Raw genomic sequence first — 4,389 nt, forward strand, 5'->3', positions numbered from 1 at the left:
TGACAACTGCACTATGGCGCATCGCGACGCCGGGGGAGCAGGGGCCATCCACCTCATCCGCAAAGGGTCGGACAAGTCGTGAGTAGAGCAGGTTGCAGTAGATCGCTTTACGTACGCCCGCATGACCGCTTCGATGCCAAATTGACTGTGGCGCCCGAGGCCGAGTACGTGCAGCAAGTCCTCACCGCTTGCAATCGAACCCGCCAACGCCATAACCGAAAGCCTCAGATCTTCTGAAAGCGCAAGCTATGAGCCACCGCCTGACAGCCAGCCTCGAGACTTGCGCATGGGGCTATTTCGATGCCGCCTTGCCGCCGGTCCTCGAGATTGCCAGCGGCGAAACAGTAACCATCGAGACGGTTTCAGGCGCCATCGCGCAGTTGCCACCTGCGGATGCGGGCTTTCATGTCCCGGTCGAAATTCACGAAATCCATGCCCGCGCGGAGCGGATGCTCCCGGGGCATATCCTGACAGGGCCGGTGGCAATCCGCGGGGCGCTGCCGGGTATGGTCTTGCAGGTCGACATCCTTGATGTTTCACTGCGACAGGATTGGGGATGGAATATCATTCGTCCGCTGGCAGGTGCTCTGCCCGAGGATTTCGATACCGGACGGACCACGATCATCCCGCTCGACACCGACGCGATGTCGGCGCGCCTGTCCTGGGGGCTGACGCTGCCTCTGGCACCTTTCTTTGGAGTCATGGGGGTCGCTCCGCCACCGGGCTGGGGGCGGATCTCGACGATCCAGCCTCGCGCTCATGGCGGCAACCTTGACAACAAGATGCTCGGTCCCGGCGCGACGCTGTATCTCCCCATTTTCGCCGAGGGCGCTCTGTTTTCGGCCGGAGACGGCCACGCGGCGCAGGGCGACGGCGAGGTCTGCGTGACTGCGATCGAAACAGCCCTGACCGGCACGTTCCGGCTTACCGCGCGGGGCGATATGACGCTCGCCGGGCCACGTGGCGAAACGCAGGATGACCTGATCACGATGGGCCTTCACGAAAGCCTCGACCGCGCCGCGGAGCGGGCCGTGCGCGACATGATCAAATGGGTCACCGAGCGCCGCGGATTGAGCCGCGAGGATGCCTACATGCTTTGCTCGCTCGCCGCGGACCTGCGAATTACGCAATGCGTCAATGGCACCAAGGGCGTGCACATGGTGCTGAACAAGGCTCTGCTGGACCGCTAAATGACCAGGGAGCAAAGATGACCGTAAAGACGGCGATCATTGGTTGATAAATTAGCGTAGCGTGCAGCCTCTTTCCTACCGGTCACAACTACGGGTGCGCGAGTGCAGTATTCGACACCTGGGGCGGAGAGCCGACGAATGCCGATGCCGCATTGCACCCGCAGCAGTGCTTGATTGCTGCCGTTGAAATCGCAGCAACGACAGATTTAGCCCGATCAGCGGGCGTCAGGGCGGCAGCGAAAAGCTTGGTTTGGGACAGATCACTCAGGCTCGCCAGGCAAGCTGCCGCATCTTACAGCCGGCCTTGGTAGGACTTAGCGATCAGACGCGAAGGATCACGAGTGCCGTCGAAGGATTCACGCAGTATCGGCGCCGTGAGGCTTCGAAAGGACATAGCCAAAACCGCGCTGAGTATGGATCAGCTTCTCCTCGCCTTCCTGTTCCACTTTTCGGCGCAGGTAGGCAATGTAGACTTCGACGATGTTGGTGTGAGGATCGAAGCTGTACCCCCAGACACCCTTGAGAATTTCGACACGGGACAGGACGGTGTCGGCGCGCGCGGCGAGGAAGTGAAGGAGCGCGAACTCGGTCGCAGTCAGATCGAGGTCGCGACCTGCGCGCTTCGCCGTTTTGCGAACCGGGTCGATACGCAGATCGCCCACCACGATTTCCGGCTGCAATTCGGGTCCGGTAGGCGCCCGGCGCAGGAGGACTTCGATGCGGGCAAGCAACTCCTCGAAGGCAAAGGGCTTTGTCATGTAGTCGTCGGCGCCCGCGCCCAACCCTTCGAGCTTCTCGGCAAGCGCATCCTTGGCCGTGAGCATCATGATCATCGTATTGCTTCCGGCCGCGCGAATCTTTCGGCAAAGGTCCACCCCTTCGGCATCCGGTAGCATGCGGTCGAGGATCACCATCCGGTAGCTTCCGTCGGCCACGCGCGCAAGCACACCCTCGCCGGCCGAGGACAGATCGACGAGGTAACCCTCGGCAGCCAGTCCCTGGTGCAGGAATGCCGCAATCTCCTCATCATCTTCGACGATGAGCAGCCGATCCGACTTCATGCAGCCGCTCTTGTGAGAAGGGGAAAGGAGATTTCGACTGTGGCCCCCCGGTCGGGTGCGCTTTCAATCCGTATCGCACCGTTGTGCTGTTCCACGATCCACTTGGCGATAGACAGGCCCAGACCAAGTCCAAGTCCACGTCCGGACCGCGGTCGCGTCGGGCGGGCGCTGGAGAAGCGGGTGAATGCGCTGCCGAGTTCCTCACTGGTGAAGCCGGGGCTTTGGTCTCGGATGCGCACGACGCCCTGTTCGCTTGCGAGGACCACCTCCAACTCGACCGTCGTTCCCGCTGGCGCAAGCCGTATCGCGTTGTCGAGCGCGATGAGGATCGCCTGTCGTAACCGATCCGGATCACCCAGAACCACGACCGGCTCCTCAGGCTGGCTCGGCCTGATGCGGACGCCTTCGCGCTTGGGCAGATTCTGGCCGTCGATGAGTACGTCACCGATGACGTCCTGGAGGATCACTTCATTGCGCCTGACCAGGATCGACCCAGCCTCCGATCGCGCGAGAAACAACAGGTCATCGACAAGCCGGGCCAACTGTTCGCTTTTGTGTACGATGCCGCCGAGGGTAGACCGAAGTGCCTCCACGTCCGGGTCAGGGGCGCGCAGGGCGACCTCGGCCTGACCGCGAAGGATTGTCAGGGGCGTGCGCAGTTCGTGGCTGATGTCGGCAAAGAAGTTGGCGCGGCTTGCATCGACAGCGCGCAGCCTTTCATTGGTCCGGGCGAGCTTCTCGGATTGCTCGCGAAGCTCCTGGGTGCGCGCCTCGACCTGGTCCGCGAGCGTCGACTTCGCCTGGAGCAGCGAGTCGCGCTGTTTGGCGATCTGGGTCGTCATTTCATTGAAGCTGCGCGCCAGAGCGCCCAGTTCATCAGGTGCATCATACCGTACGCGGTGGCCCAGATCGCCGCGACCGACCGCTTCGGCGCCGGCATGTAGGATATCGATCGGGCGCATGATTGATCGATTTAGCATCACCACGTTGCCAAGTTTGAGCGTCGCGACGATCGCCACGAGTCCGATCGCGAGGACGATGGATTGTTCGGACAAGCGCGCCGAACTCGCCAGCGCATTTTCGACCTCTTCCTGCTCACGCCGGGTGGCCTGTTCGATGAGTTGTCCGAACGATCGGTCAAGGCGATGCTCGATATCGTCACTGAACAATCGTTCGGCCTCGGCGCGGCGTCCCGTGGAAAGATAGCTCTGGATCTGCTGTCGGGCCGCATCGATCAGCGCGACCTTGTCGATCATCTCGTCGACGCGGTCCAGTCCTCCCCAGGACGCACCAGGTTCACCGGCAAGCGCATGCTCCTTGTCGATCAGTTCGCGATGCCCGTTAAGGCGGCTCAAAAGCGTGTCACGCGCCTCGACGATGTCGGTTTCCTGTCCTCCCAGAATGAAAATCTCCGCGATCTGCTCGGAGTAGCGATTTGCATCGGCGGCGACGAGATTGATGCTGCGCAGCTGTTCATAAGATGTGTGAAGTTGCCTGCGGTCGTTCTTGGTGAACGACAGACCGGTGACGATCGCAACGCAGATAAGCGTCACAGCCGTGAATACTGCCAGATGGCTGAGCAGGATTTTCGTTCGGATTCTCATCGCTCTGAACCTGATGCATGTTTCCGGTTTGGGGTCCGGTTGCCTGTCAGTCTACCCGAACTCCGCGGTCGAAAAACCGCCGATACGCGGCTCTAATGATCTTCTAATTTGAAACCTTTGCTTCCGTACCCAAGCTTTAACGGAGCGAAGCCGGCACGTTGCGCATCTTGATGACCCGGCCGGGACACGTCGGTTTTGAATGGGAGCTGGGAAGCAAATAATGGGCAGAATGGACACCAACGTTTCCGCACAGGTGGCCGGCGCGCTTCGGATGCGACGTTTGCTTACCGATCGGGCCCCCCGCGTCGTGCTTTACTCCCATGACACGCTCGGTTTCGGGCACTTGCGGCGCAACATGCTGCTGGCGAGCGCGCTGAAGGAGTGCGGTCAGAACCCCGACATACTGCTCATCGCCGGGATGCACGAGGCGGGCGCCTTCGCGATGCCGGACGGTGTCGACTGTGTCAGTCTTCCTGCCTATGCCAAGGCGGTGGACGGGACCTACCGCTCGCGGGAGCTGAGCATCGGCGTCGA

General features: G+C 61.4%; 3 protein-coding genes and 1 pseudogene. 2 read left to right on the forward strand and 2 right to left on the reverse strand.

Annotation, left to right across the window (positions count from 1 at the left end):
• Positions 1-248 precede the first annotated feature (248 nt).
• Complete coding sequence (locus tag IM708_RS20415) at positions 249-1,190, forward strand: acetamidase/formamidase family protein (RefSeq protein ID WP_209428399.1); 942 nt, start codon at positions 249-251, stop codon at positions 1,188-1,190.
• Positions 1,191-1,546: 356 nt separating this feature from the next.
• Here IM708_RS20415 and IM708_RS20420 read toward each other — a convergent pair whose 3' ends face one another.
• Both IM708_RS20420 and IM708_RS20425 read right to left on the reverse strand, forming a co-directional pair.
• Positions 1,547-2,251 carry a response regulator transcription factor gene (locus IM708_RS20420; protein ID WP_209428400.1) on the reverse strand — a complete coding sequence of 235 codons (705 nt, stop codon included), beginning with the start codon at positions 2,249-2,251 and terminating at the stop codon, positions 1,547-1,549.
• The gene (locus tag IM708_RS20425; RefSeq protein WP_209428401.1) at positions 2,248-3,855 is read right to left on the reverse strand and encodes a HAMP domain-containing sensor histidine kinase; all 1,608 of its coding nucleotides are present in this window, start codon (positions 3,853-3,855) and stop codon (positions 2,248-2,250) included. The genes IM708_RS20420 and IM708_RS20425 overlap by 4 nt, the downstream gene beginning before the upstream one ends.
• 229 nt (positions 3,856-4,084) lie before the next feature.
• On the opposite strand from IM708_RS20425, the pseudogene IM708_RS20430 reads away from it, so the two are divergent.
• Positions 4,085-4,389, forward strand: a pseudogene (locus IM708_RS20430) (hypothetical protein); the annotation flags it as partial.

The sequence above is a fragment of the Pararhodobacter sp. SW119 genome (genome assembly GCF_017811755.1).
In the GTDB taxonomy this organism is placed as follows: Bacteria; Pseudomonadota; Alphaproteobacteria; order Rhodobacterales; family Rhodobacteraceae; genus Pararhodobacter.